The organism is Streptomyces sp. NPDC005963 (genome assembly GCF_040638655.1).
Lineage (GTDB): Bacteria > Actinomycetota > Actinomycetes > Streptomycetales > Streptomycetaceae > Streptomyces.
The window spans coordinates 342,057-359,149 of record NZ_JBEXVD010000004.1 but is presented as its reverse complement, the minus strand read 5'-3'; the positions used below and the strand labels follow the sequence as shown (position 1 = coordinate 359,149).

General features: G+C 70.6%; 17 protein-coding genes. 11 read left to right on the top strand and 6 right to left on the bottom strand.

Translation table 11 applies throughout. From position 1 onward, the window contains the following. Positions 1–301 precede the first annotated feature (301 nt). The 3 genes from ABZ348_RS09455 to ABZ348_RS09445 all read left to right on the top strand — a co-directional run bounded on the left by ABZ348_RS09455 (position 302) and on the right by ABZ348_RS09445 (position 3,936). Positions 302–1,327, top strand: a complete 1,026-nt coding sequence (locus ABZ348_RS09455) for an NlpC/P60 family protein (RefSeq protein WP_358931002.1) — start codon at positions 302–304, stop codon at positions 1,325–1,327. 282 nt (positions 1,328–1,609) lie between these two features. Further along, a complete protein-coding gene (locus ABZ348_RS09450; RefSeq protein WP_358931000.1) occupies positions 1,610–2,638 on the top strand; it encodes an NlpC/P60 family protein in 1,029 nt (342 codons plus the stop codon). A gap of 98 nt (positions 2,639–2,736) precedes the next feature. Then, positions 2,737–3,936 (top strand): hypothetical protein, encoded by a 1,200-nt coding sequence (locus ABZ348_RS09445; protein ID WP_358931091.1) that lies wholly within the window; start codon positions 2,737–2,739, stop codon positions 3,934–3,936. Positions 3,937–3,959: 23 nt separating this feature from the next. Here ABZ348_RS09445 and ABZ348_RS09440 read toward each other — a convergent pair whose 3' ends face one another. Next, positions 3,960–5,192 carry a glycosyltransferase 87 family protein gene (locus ABZ348_RS09440; protein WP_358930998.1) on the bottom strand — a complete coding sequence of 411 codons (1,233 nt, stop codon included), beginning with the start codon at positions 5,190–5,192 and terminating at the stop codon, positions 3,960–3,962. 232 nt (positions 5,193–5,424) lie between these two features. Here ABZ348_RS09440 and ABZ348_RS09435 point away from each other — a divergent pair, with 232 nt between their 5' ends. Beyond that, on the top strand, positions 5,425–6,567 hold the full coding sequence (locus ABZ348_RS09435) for a glycosyltransferase family 4 protein (RefSeq protein ID WP_358930996.1): 1,143 nt from the start codon (positions 5,425–5,427) through the stop codon (positions 6,565–6,567). Positions 6,568–6,678: 111 nt separating this feature from the next. Here the strand turns inward: ABZ348_RS09435 and ABZ348_RS09430 are convergent, their stop codons facing one another. Further along, the gene (locus ABZ348_RS09430) at positions 6,679–8,472 is read right to left on the bottom strand and encodes an AMP-dependent synthetase/ligase (RefSeq protein ID WP_358930994.1); all 1,794 of its coding nucleotides are present in this window, start codon (positions 8,470–8,472) and stop codon (positions 6,679–6,681) included. Positions 8,473–8,750: 278 nt separating this feature from the next. On the opposite strand from ABZ348_RS09430, the gene ABZ348_RS09425 reads away from it, so the two are divergent. From ABZ348_RS09425 to ABZ348_RS09405, 5 genes are all read left to right on the top strand, one after another. Further along, entirely contained in the window at positions 8,751–9,518 is a 768-nt protein-coding gene (locus ABZ348_RS09425; RefSeq protein ID WP_358930992.1) for a metallophosphoesterase, read from the top strand. A 150-nt stretch (positions 9,519–9,668) separates the two neighbouring features. After that, the gene (locus ABZ348_RS09420; RefSeq protein ID WP_358930990.1) at positions 9,669–10,115 is read left to right on the top strand and encodes an SRPBCC family protein; all 447 of its coding nucleotides are present in this window, start codon (positions 9,669–9,671) and stop codon (positions 10,113–10,115) included. Next, positions 10,115–11,362 carry an ArsA-related P-loop ATPase gene (locus ABZ348_RS09415; protein ID WP_358930988.1) on the top strand — a complete coding sequence of 416 codons (1,248 nt, stop codon included), beginning with the start codon at positions 10,115–10,117 and terminating at the stop codon, positions 11,360–11,362. The genes ABZ348_RS09420 and ABZ348_RS09415 overlap by 1 nt, the downstream gene beginning before the upstream one ends. 77 nt (positions 11,363–11,439) lie before the next feature. Further along, positions 11,440–11,889 (top strand): DUF5304 domain-containing protein, encoded by a 450-nt coding sequence (locus tag ABZ348_RS09410; protein WP_358930986.1) that lies wholly within the window; start codon positions 11,440–11,442, stop codon positions 11,887–11,889. A gap of 63 nt (positions 11,890–11,952) precedes the next feature. Then, entirely contained in the window at positions 11,953–12,894 is a 942-nt protein-coding gene (locus tag ABZ348_RS09405) for an ROK family glucokinase (protein WP_358930984.1), read from the top strand. 104 nt (positions 12,895–12,998) lie between these two features. Here the strand turns inward: ABZ348_RS09405 and ABZ348_RS09400 are convergent, their stop codons facing one another. Together ABZ348_RS09400 and ABZ348_RS09395 are read right to left on the bottom strand one after the other, a co-directional pair. After that, positions 12,999–13,265 (bottom strand): DUF4235 domain-containing protein, encoded by a 267-nt coding sequence (locus tag ABZ348_RS09400; RefSeq protein WP_358930982.1) that lies wholly within the window; start codon positions 13,263–13,265, stop codon positions 12,999–13,001. Beyond that, positions 13,262–13,726 carry a DUF3618 domain-containing protein gene (locus tag ABZ348_RS09395; RefSeq protein WP_358930980.1) on the bottom strand — a complete coding sequence of 155 codons (465 nt, stop codon included), beginning with the start codon at positions 13,724–13,726 and terminating at the stop codon, positions 13,262–13,264. Before ABZ348_RS09395 ends, ABZ348_RS09400 begins: the two co-directional genes overlap by 4 nt. A gap of 178 nt (positions 13,727–13,904) precedes the next feature. Between ABZ348_RS09395 and ABZ348_RS09390 the strand changes: the two genes are divergently transcribed. After that, the gene (locus ABZ348_RS09390) at positions 13,905–14,675 is read left to right on the top strand and encodes an endonuclease/exonuclease/phosphatase family protein (protein WP_358930978.1); all 771 of its coding nucleotides are present in this window, start codon (positions 13,905–13,907) and stop codon (positions 14,673–14,675) included. 30 nt (positions 14,676–14,705) lie between these two features. Here ABZ348_RS09390 and ABZ348_RS09385 read toward each other — a convergent pair whose 3' ends face one another. Next, positions 14,706–15,290 (bottom strand): hypothetical protein, encoded by a 585-nt coding sequence (locus ABZ348_RS09385; RefSeq protein WP_358930976.1) that lies wholly within the window; start codon positions 15,288–15,290, stop codon positions 14,706–14,708. After that, a complete protein-coding gene (locus ABZ348_RS09380; RefSeq protein ID WP_358930974.1) occupies positions 15,283–16,062 on the bottom strand; it encodes an alpha/beta fold hydrolase in 780 nt (259 codons plus the stop codon). The genes ABZ348_RS09385 and ABZ348_RS09380 overlap by 8 nt, the downstream gene beginning before the upstream one ends. A 182-nt stretch (positions 16,063–16,244) precedes the next feature. On the opposite strand from ABZ348_RS09380, the gene ABZ348_RS09375 reads away from it, so the two are divergent. After that, the gene (locus ABZ348_RS09375; RefSeq protein WP_358931089.1) at positions 16,245–17,033 is read left to right on the top strand and encodes a lysophospholipid acyltransferase family protein; all 789 of its coding nucleotides are present in this window, start codon (positions 16,245–16,247) and stop codon (positions 17,031–17,033) included. The last annotated feature ends 60 nt before the right edge of the window (positions 17,034–17,093 follow it).

The window sequence follows — 17,093 nt, the reverse complement described above, 5'->3', positions numbered from 1 at the left end:
TGACCGAATTGGCGATATTTGCACGCGACAATCCGTCAAGATTGCTCACTGCGTGTGGATTAGGGGTAAAGAAAACGCTCAAGCGGCAAGATTTTTCCCAACAGGATTTGAAGTGATCACAAGAACATCACTAGGGTCAGGCGTCGAACCTTCGCACGGTTGATCATCCATCCGGGATGGCAGCGAAGGAACCGCCGCGTCTGCGCATCCAGCCGATTCCCGGGGGAGTTGTGTGCGCGGAGCCGGGGAATCGTCCCCACCGGCCCGGTAGGCGGCTCTGAGGCAGAAGGAGCTCGCCTTCGTGGCGTCCCACCGTCGTCCCAAGCAGCCGGGCCGCACCCGTGTGACCGTGCTCACCGCGACCGCCGCCGCAGCCGTCGCACTGACGTCCCAGACCGCTCAGGCTGACCCCAAGCCGAGCAAGAGCGAAGTCAAGGCCAAGGTCGACAAGCTCTACGAAGAGGCCGAGAAGGCGACCGAGAAGTTCAACGGCGCCAAGGAGCGCCAGGGCAAGCTCCAGAAGCAGGTCGACACCCTCCAGGACGAAGTCGCCCGCGGACAGGACGACCTCAACGACCTCCGGGACAAGCTCGGATCCGTCGCCAGCGCCCAGTACCGCTCGGGCGGCATGGACCCCTCGCTCCAACTCTTCCTCTCCTCGGACCCGGACACCTTCCTCGACAAGGCGTCCGCCCTCGATCACCTCGGCGACAAGCAGCAAGAGGCCATCGCCGAGATCCAGAACAAGCAGCGGGCCCTCGCGCAGCAGCGCAAGGAGGCCCAGGGCAAGCTCACCGACCTGGCCGACACGCGCAAGGAACTCGGCACCAAGAAGCGCGAGGTGCAGACCAAGCTCGCCGAGGCGCAGAAGCTGCTGAACTCGCTGAGCGTCCAGGAGCGCAAGGCCATCAAGGCCGAGGAGACCCGCGCCAACCGGGCCAACCAGCGCGCGGACCTCGGCGAGTCCAAGCCCGCATCGGGCCGTGCGTCCTCCGCCTTCGCGGCCGGCCAGAGCAAGATCGGTACGCCGTACGTCTACGGCGCATCCGGTCCCAACTCCTTCGACTGCTCCGGCTTCACCTCCTGGTCCTTCGCCCAGGCCGGCATCTCCATCCCGCGCACCTCCCAGGCCCAGGCCGGCATCGGCACGCGCATCAACTCGCAGAGCGACCTGCGCCAGGGCGACCTGGTCTTCTTCTACGGCGATCTGCACCACGTCGGCTTCTACGCGGGCAACGGCCAGATCCTGCACTCCCCGCGCACGGGAGCCGTGGTGCGCTACGAGTCCATCAACAACATGCCGTTCCAGTTCGGAGTACGGGTCTGAGGCAGGGCCGTCCCCTTCGACGGCCCGCCACGCCCAAGCCCCCCGATCGGGGGATTTCCCGCTCCCTTCGCTGACGCCGCGCCCTGCCGGTGACCTGTGGTCTCCCGGCAGGGCGCCGCTGTGTGCGCCGCACGAGGTCGTTGGTCGCCGTGTGTTCGCCGGGCTACTGTCTGCCGCGCAGCAGACCTCGTACGGCGCTCGCACGGTCTCCTTCCGTGCGGCGCTGTTCTCGTACCAGCGGATTCGGTCGGCGGATTCGTGCAGCGGAAGGGAGCGCGGCCCGTGGCGTCCCATCGACGACCCACCCACTCCGGTCTCACTCACAGTGCCCGGGTGACCGTTCTGTCCGCCGCGGCGGCAACGGCCGTCGCTGCGCTGGGGGCCGCCCCGGCGGGCGCCGATCCACAGACCTCCCCCGAGCGGGCACGAGCCGCGGTCGACCGGCTCTTCGAGGAGGCGGAGAAGGCCACGGAACGCTTCAACAGCGCCTCCGAGCGCGCCACTCACCTGCGTAAGGAGTTGGGCGATGTCCAGGACGGCGTCGCCCGGGGCCAGGAGCGCATCAACCGACTGCGGGAAGCCCTCGGCTCGTTGGCGGGTGCCCAGTACCGCTCGGGTGGTGTCGATCCGACCCTCTCCCTGCTGCTCTCGTCCGACCCGGACACGTTTCTCGCCCAGGCGGAGATGCTGAACATGGTCACGGAACGTCAGCACTCCGCCCTCCAAGACCTCCAGCGCGCACAGCGCAGCATCGGCCAGTTGCGTTCCGAGGCCGCCCGGGACCTCTCCGAACTCGAACGCAGCCGAGCGGCCGTCGCCCGCCACAAACGCACGGTGGAGCGCAAGCTCGCCCTGGCACAGAGACTGCTCAACTCCCTGCCGTCCGAGGAGCGCGGCGCGTTCGACCGGGCGTCCCGCTCGGGGCGCGACGTCCTGCCGGCGCTCTCCGGCGACGCACCGGCCTCCTCCCGGGCCGCCGTCGCGGTCCGGGCCGCCCGCAGCGCCGTCGGCCGCCCCTATGTGTGGGGCGCCAACGGACCGTCCGGGTTCGACTGCTCCGGGCTGATCCAGTGGTCGTACGCAAAGGCGGGCGTGGGGCTGCCCCGGACCTCCCAGGCACAGCGCTACGCCGGTCGCCAGGTGTCGCTGTCCGAGGCGCGCCCGGGCGATCTGGTGACGTATCGCGACGACGCCAGCCACATCGGGATGTACATGGGCAACGGCCAGGTGGTGCACGCGCCCTACCCCGGGGCCTCCGTCCGTTACGACCCGGTCCGGATGATGCCGATCTCCTCCGTCACCCGGGTCTGACCCACCGGGTCGGCCCGGTGGTGCACCCGCCGGGCCCGGGTGTTCCGTACCATCGGCTGGTGGCAGCAGACGGGCGCGGGCGGCGCCGGGCGATACGGATGACGGCAGGGCTCGGCGTCGCGGCCGTATTGACCCCCTCTCTGCTGGGTTGTGCGACGCCCGAGGCGTCCGACACCGTCCGCCGGGATGTGCAGCGCACGCTCGACGCGCGGGCCGCGGCGGTCCTCGCCCACGACGAGACCGCCTATCTGGCCCACCTCGCGCCGGAGATCACCGGGCTGTACGCCGAGGAGCGCCGGCAGTTCCGCAATCTCGCGGACGTGCCGCTGCGGTCCTGGACGTACCGGGTGGTCGACGTGGACCGATCGGGCGAGCAGGTCACCGCGCACGTGGAGCTCCGCTACCGCCTCGCCGGCTATGACCATGCACCGGTGACCTCCCAGCGCCAAGTACGGCTCGGCAAGCGCCACGGACGGTGGCGGGTCACCGCTGACGATCCCGCCGAGGGAAGTGCCCAGCAGCTGTGGCAGCAGGGTCGGGTGCGGGTCGTCCACGGCAAGCGCAGTCTCGTTCTGGGAGTCGATCAGAACGCCGACCGGCTCAAGGCGCTCGCCGACCGGGCGGATCGGGCGGTGCCCGCCGTGTCCGACGCCTGGCCGTCGCCGTGGCCGCGGAGGGTGGTGGTCCTGGCGCCCGCCTCGGTGGAGGCGTTAGGCGCCCTCCTGGGGGCGCCCGCAGCCGGCTACCGGGGGATCGCCGCGGTCACCACGGGGGAGACGGGGAGGGCCGGCGCCGTACCGGCGGACCGGATCCTGGTGAACCCGTCCGCGTACACCGTGCTCAGCGACTTCGGTCAGGACGCCGTGTTGACCCATGAGACCGCGCACGTCGCCACGCGCGCCTACACATCGCAGGCGACCCCGATGTGGCTGTCGGAGGGGTTCGCCGACTGGGTCGCCTATCGGGGTACGGGCCGCACCGCGAGCCAGACCGCACCTGAACTCCAACGCGCGGTCCGCCGCGGCGCGGTCCCGGCCGTCCTGCCCCGGGACGGCGAGTTCTCCTTCGGGGCGGACGCGGACGGGTTGGCCCGCGCCTACGAGGGCGGTTGGCTCGCCTGCGAGTTGATCGCCGAGCGCTGGGGCGAGCGGGGGCTGACCGGGTTCTACCGGGCCGTGGGCGCGGGCCGCACCCGGGCGGGCGCGATCGAGCGGGCCCTGGTCGACCAGTTCGGCATGACGCTGGAACTGTTCACCGTGCAGTGGCGCGCCTATCTGCGGGAGCGGCTGGGCGGCTGAGACCGCGATGGCTCCCGGCCGGGTCAGGACGACTGCAGCGCTGGTGCGGCAGCGGGTCCCGCGCTCGCCGGGTGCGGGTTGGACACCGTGCCCCGCCACAGCCGTACGCCCGCGGTCAGTGCGGCCAGCACCAGGAGACCGTTGCGCACCAGCAGCAGCCCCACCCCGACCGGATCGCTCGCCACCACCTCGGCGAAGTAGATCGGGAACTCCAACGTCGTCACCGCGGTCGCCAGCAGTACGAGGGCGGCGGGCAGCCCCATGCGGCTGTCCCGGCGGACCAGGCAGACGGCGGCCAGACCCACCAGCCAGATCAGGTACTGCGGGCTGATCACCCGGCTCGTGGTGGTGAACAGCAGGACGGCCGTGAACGCCGCGTCCGCGAGGGTCGTGGGACCGAAGCCGCGGGCCCGCCACCGCCAGTACGCCAACCAGCCGAAGGCGACGAGCGCGAGGGCCAGGGCGAGCGACGACACGAGCGGTACGTGCGGCCCGAGGAACTCGATCGACCCGTAGTTCAACAGGACGCGCCCGTCCCAACCGAACTGCCGGGCCACGTGGAAGACCAGGGCGCCCAGCGACTCCACCTCGGTGCCCCGGTCCCGCTGGAAGACCAGGAAGACCAGGGCCCCCGGCATCGCCGCGAGGAACCCCAGGGTCAGACCGGCCGCCGTGCCCAGGGCCGTCCCCCAGGCGATCAGGGTCGCCCGGCCCCGATCCACCCCGATCAACAGCAGCAGTGGCCACACCTTCAGCAGCGCCCCCAGCGCGGCCAGTGCACCCAGTGCCCAGGGCCGTCGTACGCCCGCCAGCAGGGCCGCCACGGCGACCGCGGTCACCATCAGGTCGTAGCGTGCGTACGCGGTCGGTCCCAGCAGCGGTACGCCCGCGATCCACACCCACGCGCCCCGACCGCAGTTGCCGGGCCGCCCGGCCGCGTACCGCAGCAGGACGAACACGGTCGCGTCGCAGAGCAGCACCAGCACGAAGAACGCCGCTGCGTAGTCGAGGAAGGGCAGGAGCGCGGGGGAGAGGATGGCGAGCGCCGCGGCCGGCGGGTACTGCCAGGTCACGTCGTCCAAGGGGAAGAAGCCGCTCTGCAGCGTCTCGGACCAGCGCCGGTAGATCACCGAGACGTCGGCGGTGACGTCCGGGCCCGGGAACGGGAGCACATGGAAGACCCAGAGCAGCAGCACCGCCCGGGTGAGCAACCACAGCGAGTCCTGCACCGGCGACGGGAACCGTCCACCCCTCATGCGCGCCTCATCCCGTCTTCCGATGGAACGGTGAAACGATCATGGTGCCCGGGAGATCGCGCCGGGGACGGTCAGACGAGGCCGGCGTTCGGGGGACAGTGCACGGTTCACACGGGTGGTGCACTCCCCGCCGCCCGGCTGCCCGACCGTCCGGGCGGTGTCGGCTCCTCGTGCGGTTCCACCGGGCGGGGTCGTTCGGCCCCTCGCGGGGATTTCGGTACTGTCGGCCACGATGCACAAGACCTTGATCGTGACCAATGACTTTCCGCCGCGGCCCGGTGGCATCCAGGCGTTCCTCCACAACATGGCGCTGCGGTTGGACCCGGAGCAACTCGTCGTCTACGCCTCCACCTGGAAGCGGGGCCACGAGGGCGCCGCTGCGACGGCGGCCTTCGACGCCGAACAGCCCTTCACCGTTGTGCGCGACCGGACGACGATGCTGCTGCCGACCCCGCGCGTCACCCGCCGTGCCGTGTCCCTGCTCCGGGAACACGGCTGCGGATCCGTCTGGTTCGGGGCGGCGGCACCGCTCGGACTGATGGGGCCCGCCCTGCGCAAGGCGGGTGCGAAGCGGTTGGTCGCCACCTCGCACGGCCATGAGGCGGGTTGGGCACAACTCCCCGCCTCCCGGCAGTTGTTGCGCCGCATCGGCGACGGCACGGACACGATCACCTACCTCGGCGAGTACACCCGCTCGCGCATCGCCGCCGCACTGAGCCCCGAGGCAGCCGCGCGGATGGTGCAACTGCCGCCGGGCGTCGACGAGAAGACCTTCCATCCCGAATCGGGCGGCACCGCCGTGCGCGAGAAGCTCGGACTCGCGGACCGGCCCGTGGTCGTCTGCGTCTCCCGACTGGTGCCGCGCAAGGGACAGGACACCCTCATCCGGGCTATGCCGAGGATCCTGACCGAGGTTCCGGACGCCGTGCTCCTGATCGTGGGCGGCGGACCGTACGAGGACGAGCTGCGGCGGCTCGCCGAAACCGTCGGGGTGTCGACCTCAGTGGTGTTCACCGGTGCCGTGCCCTGGTCGGAGTTGCCCGCGCACTACGGCGCGGGCGACGTCTTCGCCATGCCGTGCCGGACCCGGCGGGGCGGCCTCGACGTCGAAGGGCTGGGCATCGTCTATCTGGAGGCTTCGGCGACCGGGCTACCGGTGGTGGCGGGCGACTCGGGGGGCGCGCCGGACGCGGTCCTGGACGGGGAGACCGGCTGGGTGGTGCGCGGCGGCTCGCCGCAGGACGCCGCCGAGCGGATCATCGCCCTGTTGCAGGATCCGGAGTTGCGGCAGCGGATGGGGGAACGCGGGCGCCGCTGGGTCGAGGAGAAGTGGCGCTGGGACCTGCTGGCCGAGCGCTTGCGCGAACTGCTCTGACGCACACCGGGCCGGGCGGGCGTGCGTGGGGGCTGCAACGGCCCGGCGGGCTCGCCAGGGCCGGCCGGCCCGGGAACAGCCCCGCCGGGCCGGTCGTCCTGTGGACAGGGACTAGCCGCGGTAGATGCCCTCGATCTCGTCCGCGAAGTCTTTCGCCACCACATTGCGCTTCAGTTTCAGCGACGGGGTGATGTGCCCGGCCTCCTCGGTGAACTGGGCGGCCAGGATGCGGAACTTGCGCACCGACTCCGCCTTGGAGACCGCCGCATTGCCGTCGTCCACCGCGCTTTGGATCTCGGCCAGGACCTCGGGGTCGTCGCGCAGTACGGCGGCCCCCGCGGCCGACTTGCCGCGCTCGGCGGCCCAGCGGCCGAGGAACTCCTCGTCCAGGGTGATCAATGCGCCCACGAAGGGGCGCCCGTCGCCGACCACCATGCACTCCGCGACGAGCGCATGTGCGCGGATGCGGTCCTCGATCACCGCGGGAGCGACGTTCTTGCCGCCGGCGGTGACCAGGATCTCCTTCTTGCGGCCCGTGATGGACAGGAAGCCGTCCTCGTCGAGTGCGCCGATGTCACCGGTGTGGAACCAGCCGTCGGCCAGCGCCTCAGCCGTGGCCGTCTCGTTGTTCCAGTACCCCTGGAACAGGTGCTCGCCGTGCAACAGCACTTCGCCGTCGTCGGCGATCCGCACCACCGAACCGGGCAGCGGCTGGCCGACCGTACCGATTTTCTGCCGGTCCCAGGGGTTGAAGGCGGTCGCAGCGCAGGACTCGGTGAGCCCGTAGCCCTCCAGGACCGTGAAGCCGATGCCGCGGAAGAAGTGCCCGAGGCGCTCGCCCAGCGGCGCCCCACCGGAGATCGCGTGCTCCCCGCGCCCGCCGAGCACAGCCCGGAGCTTGCTGTAGACGAGCCGGTCGAAGATCTTGTGCTTGATCCGCAGCCCCCACGAAGGACCCTTGGCGGTGTCCAGCGCACGGCTGTACGAGATGGCCGTCTGTGCGGCCTTGTCGAAGATCTTGCCCTTGCCGTCCGCCTGGGCCTTGGAGCGCGCCCCGTTGTAGACCTTCTCGAAGACCCGCGGCACGCCCAGGATCAGGGTGGGCTGGAAGGAGGCGAGCTCATCGGTGAGGTTCCGTACGTCCGATACGCAGCCCAGCTTGATCGGGGCCATCACGGCCGCCACCTCGACCAGCCGCCCGAAGACGTGCGCGGCGGGCAGGAACAGCAGGACCGAGCACTCGCCGGTGCGGAAGAGGGGTTTCAGCCGCTCCACCGCGTTGCCGCACTCGGCGAAGAAGCTGCGGTGGGTGAGCACGCAGCCCTTGGGACGCCCGGTGGTGCCGGAGGTGTAGACGATCGTGGCCGGGTCGTCGGCCTTGGCGGTCCTGGTGCGCTCGTCGACCAGGGAGTCCTCGACGTCGGCGCCGGTCTTCACCAGTTCCGGCACCGCGCCGGCGTCGATCTGCCAGAGGTGACGCAGGGCCGGCAGCCGGTCCCGTACGGACTCCACGGCTGCGACGTGCGCCTCGCTCTCCACGATCGCGGCGACCGCGCCCGAGTCGGAGAGGATCCACGAGACCTGCTCGGCCGAACTGGTCTCGTACACCGGCACGGTCACCGCCCCGGCGCTCCAGATGGCGAAGTCCAACTGGACCCACTCGTAGCGGGTGCGTGACATCAGGGCCACCCGGTCTCCGGGGCGCACACCGGCCGCGATGAGCCCCTTGGCCGCCGCTCGCACCTCGGCGAGGAACTCCCGGGCCGTGACGTCCGCCCAGCCGGCGTCGACCTTTTTGCCGATGACCACCACATCGGGATGTTGCGCGGCGTTGCGGCGGATCAGGTCCGTCAGGTTTCCGTCCGACGGGACCTCATACAGGGCCGGAAGGCTGAACTCGCGCAAAACTGCTGCTCCTCATCGGGCTCCGGCGCCACGGCTCTGTGTACGCACCGGCTGCGGTCCAAGATCGGGCTGGTGCTCCTGGGGGTGACGCAGAAGTGGACTGCCCGGACGTTACCCACCGGTACTCGGTTCCGGGTAGGGGTTTCCGGCCAGATGTTCCCTGCGTCACATGTATATGGCAGTACTTCGCGCAGAGTAGTCCACTCCCTGCCGGACCCGAAAGAACGACCGGCCTGCCCCACTGTCCAGCCACCGCGACGCGTCCTAGGGTGACGGCCATGCGGGTCAATGTGATCAGTGATGTGCACGGCAATGTCGAGGGTCTCGTCAGGGCGGGCGACGGGGCCGACGCCCTGGTCTGTCTCGGCGACCTCGTCCTCTTCCTCGACTATGCAGACCGCTCCCGCGGCATCTTTCCCGATCTGTTCGGAGTCGAGAACGCCGAGCTGATCGTGGGTTTGCGCACGGCCCGCAAGTTCGACGAGGCCCGGGAGCTGGCCCGTGGGCTCTGGGCGGAACTGGGCGAGGACCGGGACAGCACCATCGAAGCCGCGGTGCGCCGGCAGTACGCCGAACTGTTTGCCGCGTTCCCCGTACCGACGTACGCGACCTACGGCAATGTCGATATCCCTGGACTATGGCCGGAATACGCCCATGACGGCACCACCGTTCTCGACGGTCAGCGGGCCGAGATCGGCGGTCTGGTGTTCGGATTCGTCGGCGGCGGGCTGCGCACGCCCATGCGCACCCCCTATGAAATCTCGGACGAGGAGTACGCCGCGAAGGTCGAGGCGCTCGGAGACGTCGACGTGCTCTGCTCCCACATCCCGCCCGATGTGCCCGAACTGACCTACGACACCGTCGCCCGCCGCTTCGAACGCGGCAGCTCGGCGCTCCTGGCCGCCATCCACCGCACCCGACCCCGGTACGCACTCTTCGGCCATGTCCACCAACCCCTCGTCGCCCGGATGCGCATCGGGGCCACCGAGTGCGTGAATGTGGGACATTTCGCCTCCACGGGGCGCCCCTGGACCCTGGAGTGGTGAACCCCACCCGGACCGCTCGGAGCACCCGACGACTTCACGCCAACGACGCCGTCAGGGCCGGGAGGGCCGCAGACGGACGACACCCCCGGTCGCGATAGCCTCTCCACCATCAAACACCGGTCCGTACCCGCACTCCAGGGAGCCGCAGCGATGGCGGAACACACCAGCTCAAGCATCACCATCGAAGCGGCGCCGGCCGAAGTGATGGGAGTGATCTCGGACTTCGACCGCTATCCCGAATGGACCGGCGAGGTGAAGCAGGCCGAGGTGATCTCCCGGGACGCCGACGGCCGCGCCGAACAGGTCCGGCTGGTCCTCGACGCCGGAGCGATCAAGGACGACCACACCCTCGCGTACACCTGGGACGGCAAGAACCAGGTCAGCTGGACCCTGGTCAAGTCACAGATGCTGCGGGCCATCGACGGGTCGTACACCCTCACCCCGCTCGGCGGCGACCGCACCGAGGTCACCTACCGGCTCACCGTCGACGTCAAGATCCCGATGCTGGGAATGATCAAGCGCAAGGCCGAGAAGGTCATCATCGACCGTGCCCTCGACGGACTGAAGAAGCGCGTCGAGAGCGGACCCACCCACTGATGCACCTGGTCCTCGTCACCGGACTCGGCGGCGCGGGCCGAACCACCGTCGCTGCGGCGACCGCCCTCGCCCTGACCCGACCGACGGCAGCGACACCCGGCGCCCGCCCGGCACGTGTCCTCCTGCTGTCCACCGAGCCTGGCACCCCCCTCGGCCTGCCCGTCACACCGGCACCCGGGCTGCACACGACCGAGATCGCCGACGGGCTGTGCGCCGTCGAGATCACCGCGGGGCTCTGGGCCGCCGCGCTCGACAGCGCCCCGCGCTTCCGTGCCGAGTTCCTCGCCTGGCAAGAACGCGGCGCGACCGCACTCGACCTCCTCGGCGCCACCAAACTCGCCGACGAGGAGTTGACCGAGCTCCCCGGCAGTGAGCAGTTCGCCCTGCTCAAGGCTCTGACCGCGGCGGCAGCCGGCGACTGGGACGCCGTCGTCGTGGACCTGCCCCCGATACACGAAGCCATCGCCCTGCTCGCCCTGCCCGAACAGCTCCGCCGCTATCTCCGCCGACTGCTACCCCCTGAACGCCAGGCCGCCCGCGCGCTGCGCCCCGTCCTCGCCCAACTCGCCGGGGTCCCCATGCCCGCGCAGTGGTTGTACGACACGGCCGCCGGCTGGGACGCCGAGCTCGCCGCGGTCCAGCGGGTGGTGACCTCACCGGACACGGTGGTGCACCTCGTCGCCGAGCCCGGCCCGGCCGCCGCCGACGCACTGCGGACCGCCCGTACCGGGCTCGCCCTGCACGATCTGCACGTCGATGCGGTGATCGCCAACCGGGTCCTCCCACGGCACTCCGCCGACCCCTGGCTCGCGGGACTCGCGGCACAGCAGGAGAAGACGTTGCACGAGTGGTACGGGGAATGGGGGCCGCACGTCCGCGAGGTCAGCCACACCGGACGGGAGCCCCGGGGCCTCGAAGCACTCCGTGATGTCGCCGCGGAACTGCTCCCCGACCATGCCGGCGCCGACACCCGCTGCCCCGCCGACACCGCTGGGAAGCAGGTCGTCGACCACCGCGACGAGGACGGCACCTTCGTCTGGGCCATCCCGCTGCCCGGGGCCAGGAAGGGAGACGTGCACCTCGTACGCCGCGGCGAAGAACTCGTCCTCACCGTCGGCCCCTTCCGCAGGATCGTTCCGCTGCCCTCCGCCCTGCGCCGCTGCACCGTCTCAGGGGCGGCACTGACGGAGGGCGCCCTCAGAGTCCGATTCACCCCCGACCCCGATCTCTGGCCGCGCACTCGCTGAACCGTTCGCGTCCGTTCGGGTAACGTCGAGGGTACGAACACCCATCGCCGGACCAACGCCCTGTGCAGGAGTACGCCATGAGCGATGCCACCGAGCGGCCAGCCGACGCCGACGCATGGGCCGACGCCTGCGCCGAAGACCTCGCGTCCGAGAAGGCCCGTCGCCGCGCCCAGTACGGCCCCCCGCCCGGATCCGCCGGCGATGAGCTGCGCAAACTCTTCGGTGTCGTGGCCGACAAGGTCAACGAGTTCCAGTCGTCCCTGCCCGGGGTCGCGGCCCAGAGCGCCGTACAGCAACTGGTGAATCAGGCGAAGTCCGCCGTCGAGCCGGTGTTGCAGCGCAACCCGCAGGTCTTCGATCACCTCGCTGCCGCCGGCGGTGAACTGCTCGCCGCCTACCGCTCGGCCGTCGAGGGCCAGGAGCGGCGGTGGACGCAGGGCACCGAGGAGCCGTCCGGGCCCTCGAAGAAGTCCGGCGATCCGCGCGACGACGAACCCGGTGGCGGCGAACACATCGACCTGGACTGATCATGGTCCTGCCGCCCTCGGGTACGGTTGGTGCCAGTGGCCATACCGGGAACTGAGGGGCACATGGGACTCACCATCGGCGTCGACATCGGCGGCACCAAGATCGCTGCGGGCGTTGTCGACGAGGCGGGCACGATCCTCAAGACGCACAAGGTGCCCACCCCGCCGACCCCCGGTGGCATCGTGGACGCCATCTGTACCGCCGTCGGCGCGGCGGGCGAGGGACACCAGATCGAGGCCGTCGGCATCGGCGCCGCGGGTTATGTGGACGACAAACGGGCCACCGTCCTCTTCGCCCCCAACATCGACTGGCGCCACGAGCCCCTCAAGGACAAGGTCGAGCAGCGCGTGGGGCTGCCGGTCGTCGTCGAGAACGACGCCAATGCGGCAGCCTGGGGCGAGTACCGCTTCGGGGCCGGGCAGGGGCACGACGATGTCATCTGCATCACGCTCGGTACTGGACTCGGCGGCGGCATCATCATCGGCAACAAGCTGCGGCGAGGGCGCTACGGAGTGGCCGCTGAGTTCGGTCACATCCGCGTGGTGCCGGACGGCCTGCTCTGCGGCTGCGGCAGCCAGGGGTGCTGGGAGCAGTACGCATCGGGCCGGGCGCTCGTCCGCTATGCGCGGCAGCGCGCCAACGCCACCCCGGAGAACGCCGAGATCCTGTTGGGACTCGGTGACGGCACGATCGACGGCATCGAAGGCAAGCACGTCAGCGCCGCCGCACGCCAGGGTGACCCGGTCGCCGTCGACTCCTTCCGAGAGCTCGCCCGCTGGGCCGGGGCCGGCCTGGCCGATCTCGCGTCGCTGTTCGACCCGTCTGCCTTCATCGTCGGCGGCGGTGTGTCGGACGAGGGGGAGTTGGTCCTCGAACCGATCCGCAAGTCCTTCCGGCGCTGGCTGATCGGCGCCCAGTGGCGCCCCCACGCCCAGGTGCTCGCCGCCCAACTGGGCAACAAGGCCGGCCTGGTGGGAGCGGCTGACCTGGCACGCCAGGGTTAGCACGCCCGGGCTCGGCACACGGCCATCGGCGCCGTCCCGTCCCGCCCTTCGGCCCAGGACCGGCATGACTGGTCCCGGCCGGGCCGAAGGGGGCGGGGCGGCGGCTATCCGGGCCAGCTCCCGGTCAGTCGACGGGTCGCGGTCGCCCCGCCGCGGTCCACGGCCGCCTTCACCACGGCGAACACCGCCCCCTGGAGCGCCGCGGCGATCAACACCTCACCCCAGCCGCGGTCCTCATCCGTCGGGCCGGGCGCCTTGTCCTCATGGCCGAGGCGCTTCCAGATCTGGGCGAAGGCCGCGCTGGCGAGCAGCCCCCCGAGCGCTCCGACCCCGGCACCCACCGGTTTGTAGAGCACCTTCGACACCTTCACCGGACCCTCCGACGAGCCAGCACCACCAGCACCACGGCTGCTATGCCCACCGTGAGCAGCGGTACCCGCCTCCTCCGGGCCGTCTCGGCGACCAGTGCCGTCGTCTCCTGGACGGGCGGCGGGGTGACCTCGCGCAACTTGTCGCCCACGGCCGTCGCCGCGTCCACCAGTTGGGTCCTGGCGGCTGCCGCCTTCACCTTGACCTGTTCCGGCACCTCGGCCTTCGCGACCAGTGCGTCAACGGTCTGTCCCAGCTGTTCCCGGGTGTCCAGCGCACGCGAGCGCAACTCCTCGGTGTCGAGGACATTGCGCCGGGGATGGGGGATGCCGTTCATGGTGTGCCCTTCCTTGCCTCTCGGGATGCAGGGGTGCTCGGCGGTGCCAGGGTCGTCCTCCGGACGGACCGATCCGCCCGGACGATCGCCAGCACCGCAGGACGCATGGCGGGTCGTACCGGTCATCACGTCCTCACCTTCCTGCCGGGGTCCGTGTCGCAGCGGCTACCCGAATCCCTCCGCATCAGACATCTCCCCCACCGCACCGCACGAGGTCACGGGCCCACCCCGCGAAGAAGACGGGTGGTGGCAGTGCCAGGGCGAGCCTGACGAATCGCGGGCGACTCCGTCGTAGGGTGCTGGCATGGCCACGGTCCTGCCCAACTCCCGTACCGAACCCGACGGTTCCGCCGTCGTTCGGGTCCTCAGCTACAACATCCGCTCGTTGCGCGACGACGAGGACGCCCTCGCCCGGGTGATCCGGGCCTGTGCGCCCGACCTCGTCTTCATCCAGGAGGCCCCCCGCTTCTTCCGCTGGCGCAAGCACGCGGCACGGCTCGCCGCGAAGACCGATCTCGTCGTCCTCAGCGGTGGCGCCACCGCTGCCGGGCCCCTGCTCCTGTGCTCACTGCGGGCGACCGTCGAGCGGACGCAGGACGTCCTGCTCCCGCTCGTGCCCGGCCAGCACCGGCGGGGATTCGCCACCGCCGTCGTCACGATCGGCGCTGCCAGACTGGGCGTGCTCAGCTGTCACTTGAGCCTGGCGGACGCCGAGCGCCATGCACAGGCTGGGCTGCTCATCGATCGGCTCGCCGCGATGGACGTGCCGTACGCCGTCGTCGGAGGGGACATCAACGAGACGCCGTCCGGCCGCGGCTTCCAGCGGATCGCAGCCAGTCTCCAGGACTGCTGGGCCACCGCGCCATGGGGCGGGGAGCACACCTTCGACCCGGGCCGGCCACGGCGCCGCATCGACGCGGTGTTCGCGAGTCACGGCATCGAGGTGCTCGGCTGCGGGGTGCCCGTCGAGCACCCCGGAGTGAGCGCGGCCGATCTGCGCGCGGCCAGCGATCATCTGCCCGTGCTGGCCGCGCTCAGGATCCCCGCCGTGCACCCCGCCTTCGCCAACTCCTGAGGCCGCCCAGCCCCGGCCCGCGGACGCTCCCTAGACGACCGCTCCCCGGCCGGGGTCGTCGTCCTCTTCGTCTCCGTGGGCCATCCTGGCCACCAGCGTCGCGAAGCCCCCGAGGAACCCACCGACGCACAAGGTGGTCAACCACCAGGTCATCTCCCACTGGAGCAGGACCGCGACCAGCATCAGCACCGGGCCGCCGATCACCGCCAGCCAGGCGAACTTCGCCGTGACGTCGGCCTCGGGCAGCGGAGGCGGCTCCGGGGGCACAAAGTGGCCTTCGTCGCTTTCGTCCCCCTCATCGCCCTGGTTGACGTTCGCTTCGTTCGGGTCGATCACCTGGTAGTCGCGGGGGCCCGCACCACCGACCCCGGGGGCGAAGGTGATGGAACTACCGAGCCCGGCCGCCTGGTCTTCGTCGGGCGACCGGTCGTCCCCCTTGCCCCGGGGCGACTCGTTCACCTCCCCTTCGAGGAGCGCGAGATCCTCCACCGACTTGAACGGCTTGGCGCCCGGCGGGTCCGCCGGCTCCTCCCCGTACCCCGCGACGATGGCGGCCCAGGCCGCCTCCTCGTCGATGGGCTGCGGCTCACGGTCCGCGTCATGCTGCTCAGCCACCGGCGGTGCTCCCCTTCCTCACGGCATTCGGAGCGAGCCGGTCGACGAACGCACAACTCTCGTGGAAGATCCGCTCCGCATCGTGGTCCAACGTCGCCACGTGGTAGCTCTGTTCCAACACGACCTCAGTGACGTCCGTGGAGGAGACCCGGCCGAGAATCCGCGCCGAGTCGACCGGCGGTACCACATGGTCCTCCAAACTGTGCAGGAGCACCATGGGCTGGGTGACCTGGGGCAGCTCGCCGTCGACGAGACGGAGGAAGCTCCGCAGGGAGTGGGCGGCGTGCAGCGGGACCCGGTCGTAGCCGACCTCGTGGGCGCCGCGCTTGGCGATGTCGTCGGTCAGGCCCTGGGTGCTCCGCACGAAATGGCGGACCACGGGCAGGGCCCGTGCGGCCACGCCGTGCACCTTGTTCGCGGGATTGACGACGACGACGCCCCGGACCGCGTCCCCGTGGCGGGCGGCCAGCCGCAGTGCGAGGGCCCCTCCCATGGAGAGTCCGAAGACGAAGACGACCTCACACCGGGAGATCAACTCGCGCAGCTCCCGGTCGACCTCCGCGTACCAGTCCTGCCACCCGGTCACCTGCATGTCCTGCCAGCGGGTGCCGTGACCCGGGAGCAGCGGCAGGGACACCGTCAGCCCCCGCTCCGCCAGGAACTCCGCCCAGGGACGCAATGACTGCGGTGAACCGGTGAATCCGTGGCAGAGAAGGACGCCTACCTCGCCGCCTTCATGGCGGTAGGGCTCGGCTCCGGGAAGGACCGGCACCGGGGTCTCCTGTTCTGTGTGGCACGAGGCATCGAAGGGGGTGCATCTCACCGTACGCGACCGGACTGACACCGACCAGGTCCATAAGTCCACCGGCGCGGGGGATGCACCGGCCCCGCAGTCACGTCGGGTTAAGGTCTGTTCGACAGCAACAGGAGGCATTCGAGTTGATCTACGGCGCAATGAAGTTCTCCATCGGAGGCTCGCTGAAGCTTGCCTTCAGGCCCTGGGTGGAGGGTCTGGAGAACATTCCCGCCGATGGCCCGGCGATCCTCGCGAGCAACCATCTCTCCTTCTCCGACTCCTTCTTCCTGCCCGCGGTCCTCGACCGGAAGGTCACGTTCATCGCGAAGGCGGAGTACTTCACCTCCCCCGGGGTCAAGGGTCGGCTCACCGCCGCCTTCTTCAAGGGCGTAGGGCAGCTTCCGGTGGACAGGTCCGGTGGGCGGGGCGCCGGTCAGGCCGCGGTCAAGGCCGGCATCGAGGTGGTGGAGGGCGGAGGTCTCTTCGGCATCTACCCCGAGGGCACCCGCTCCCCGGACGGCCGGCTCTACCGGGGCAAGCCCGGTGGCCTGGGCCGGGTGGCGCTCGCGACCGGCGCCCCCGTGATCCCCATCGCCATGATCGACACGGAGAAGATCCAGCCGCCCGGCAAGGTCGTCCCCAAGCTGATGCGTCCGGGCATCAGGATCGGCAAGCCGCTCGACTTCAGCCGCTACCAGGGACTGGAGGAGGACCGCTACATTCTGCGTTCACTGACCGACGAGGTCATGTACGAGATCATGAAGCTGTCCGGGCAGGAGTACGTCGACATCTACGCCACGGTCGCCAAGCGGGAGATCGCGGAGGCGGAGAAGGCGGCGAAGGCGGCGGCGAAGGCCCAGGGGAGCAAGCCCCGTGGGGCGGAGCCGACCGTTCCGGCTGCTCCGGTCGAGGGTGTCGAGCAGACGGACAGACCGCCGGCCGCATAGCAGCGCGGTCGTCGATCAGGGGGTGATCGGGGGTGGGGGACATGGCCGGGAAGGGCGCGG